The sequence below is a fragment of the Herbaspirillum sp. B65 genome (assembly GCF_000333555.1).
Lineage (GTDB): Bacteria > Pseudomonadota > Gammaproteobacteria > Burkholderiales > Burkholderiaceae_D > Herbaspirillum > Herbaspirillum rubrisubalbicans.
Map to the genome: position 1 here is coordinate 1 of NZ_BADI01001095.1, position 2481 is coordinate 2481.

Sequence of the window (2481 nt, forward strand, 5' to 3'; positions counted from 1 at the left end):
GGTAGCATCGGTTCGCGCGCCGTCTGCTATGCCAAGCGGCCACTGGAAATCTGGGATCGCCTGGGCGTGGCTGCGCGCATGGTGGAGCAGGGCGTGAGCTGGCAACTGGGCAAGGTGTTCTTCGAAGACCGGCAGGTCTATCAGTTCGATCTGCTGCCCGAAAGCGCACACAAGATGCCGGCCATGATCAATCTCCAGCAGTATTACCTGGAGCAATACATGGTCGAGGCCTGCCAGGCCCATCCCTTGATTGACCTGCGCTGGAAGCACCAGCTCTTGAACCTGAAGCAGGATGATGAACAGGTCACGCTGACCGTGGAAACGCCGGATGGCGTCTTCCACATGCAGGCGCAATGGATCATCGCCTGCGATGGTGCCAACAGTGATACGCGCAAGATGGTCGGGGCTGAGTTCACCGGCCAGTTCTTCCAGGACCGCTTCCTGATTGCCGATGTGATCATGAAGGCCGATTTCCCCACCGAACGCTGGTTCTGGTTCGACCCGCCTTTCCATCGCGGCCAGAGTGTGCTGTTGCACAAGCAATGCGACAACGTCTGGCGCATCGATTTCCAGTTGGGCTGGGATGCCGATCCCGAGCAAGAGAAGAAGCCCGAGAACGTCATCCCACGCATCCAGGCCATGCTGGGCAAGGATGTGGAGTTCGAGCTGGAGTGGGTCTCGGTGTATCAGTTTGCCTGCCGTCGCATCGACAACATGCGCTACCAGCGCGTGCTCTTCGCCGGCGACGCTGCGCATCAGGTCTCGCCTTTCGGTGCGCGTGGCGCCAATACCGGCGTACAGGACATCGACAACCTGGTATGGAAACTCAAGCTGGTCATCGATGGCCTGGCACCGGTCAGCTTCATCGATAGCTATCACGAGGAGCGCGCCTTTGCCGCCGATGACAACCTGCGCCAATCCACCCGTTCCACCGATTTCATCACGCCCAAGAGTCGCGCCAGCAACGTCATGCGCGACGCCGTGTTGACCCTGGCCGAGACCGAACCCTTCGCGCGCACGCTGGTCAACAGCGGGCGTTTGTCCACGCCTACCCCCTATGTGGACTCCTCGCTCAATACTCCCGACAGCGCACTGTTCGGCGGCCGCATGGCGCCCGGTACCCCTTGCGCCGATGCGCCGATCCTGCGCGATGGCCGTCCGGGCTGGCTGCTGGAGCAATTGGGGGAGGGCTTTACGGTGCTGGTGTTTGGCGCCGTGGAAGTTCCTGCCAGCATCGAAGCCGCAGGACTCACGGTCAAGGTCAAGCGGATCGGCGCACCCGGTTCAGGTACCGAGCTGGTGGACGTGCAAGGACTGGCGGCCCAGCGTTACGGTGCACGTGACGGGTGTGCCTACCTGATCCGGCCCGACCAGCACGTGGCCGCGCGCTGGCTGCATGTCGAAGCTGCGTCTATCGAGCAGGCTATCGCCCGCTGCGTCGGTCATTGCACGGCGTAAGTGCCCGCGGGTTGGCGCGTGCGCTTGAGGTGATACATGCCCTGGTCGGCGCGCGCCAGCAAGGCTTCCATTGACAGGCCATCCTCGGGATAGTGGGCGTGGCCCAGGCTGGCGCTGACGTTGAGCAAGGTCGTGCCAATCGGGAAGGGTTGGGTGAGAGCCTGGGTCAGCTTGTCACGGATGATGGTGATGTCGCCGCAGGCGACGATCTCGCTGAGCACCACGAATTCGTCGCCACCGATGCGGGCAATGGTATCGGCATGACGCAGGCTTTCCGAGAGGCGCTCACCGATCTGCATCAATAGCAGATCACCAGCGGCATGACCCAGGCGGTCATTGACCGCCTTGAAGCCATCCAGATCCAGGAACAGCAGGGCAAACCGGCCCTGTTCACGCTCGGCTCGGGCAATCGCCTCGCTGATGCGGTCTTCCAGCAGGTTGCGGTTGGGCAGGCCGGTGAGGCTGTCGTAGAGCGCCTGCTGGCGCAGGCTTGCATTGACGCTCTTGGCATCTGCCAGTTGCTGGCCCAGACGGTCGCAGCGACGCCGGGCCTTGCGCAGCAAGCCACCCAGCACGCCGATCACCGCCACCGCCCCCAACAGGGCGCAGCTCAGGGCCAGTTGAGCGATCATGGCCAGTTCCCTGTTATCCATCCCAAACATAAAACGCCGCGCCTTCTTTCATTGCTACGCAGATGAAGCCTCTGCCATAGATGTTCCGAATCTCGAAGCGGGTGTGGGCCAACTGTGCCAGCTTCTTCCGGATGCGATAAATGATGGTGTCGATGCGATGCGGATCGATGATTTCGGCCGTGATGTTGAGGGCGTGCATCAGGTGTTCCGCACTGACCGGGAAGTGCGGACTGAGAAACAGCGTGGTCAGGACTGCACATTCCTTATCGCTCAATGCCAGGCGCTCATTGTGCGGGCTGACCAGCGTACCGTTGCGGCGATACAGGGTCCAGGCCTCGGTGTTGCCGGGCGCCGGCGTCTGCAGGATGTGCAGGCGCCGCAGGAAGGAACG

3 protein-coding genes are annotated in these 2481 nt (G+C 62.2%); 1 reads left to right on the forward strand and 2 read right to left on the reverse strand.

Annotation, left to right across the window (positions count from 1 at the left end):
- Positions 1-1458 (forward strand): FAD-dependent oxidoreductase (locus tag I5W_RS25915; RefSeq protein WP_044531419.1); only part of this gene is annotated, 1458 nt, incomplete at its 5' end.
- On the opposite strand, the gene I5W_RS25920 is transcribed toward I5W_RS25915, so the two are convergent.
- A complete protein-coding gene (locus I5W_RS25920; protein ID WP_252717233.1) occupies positions 1443-2090 on the reverse strand; it encodes a GGDEF domain-containing protein in 648 nt (215 codons plus the stop codon). The genes I5W_RS25915 and I5W_RS25920 overlap by 16 nt on opposite strands.
- Before the next feature lie 13 nt (positions 2091-2103).
- Positions 2104-2481 (reverse strand): helix-turn-helix domain-containing protein (locus I5W_RS25925; RefSeq protein WP_044531421.1); only part of this gene is annotated, 378 nt, incomplete at its 5' end.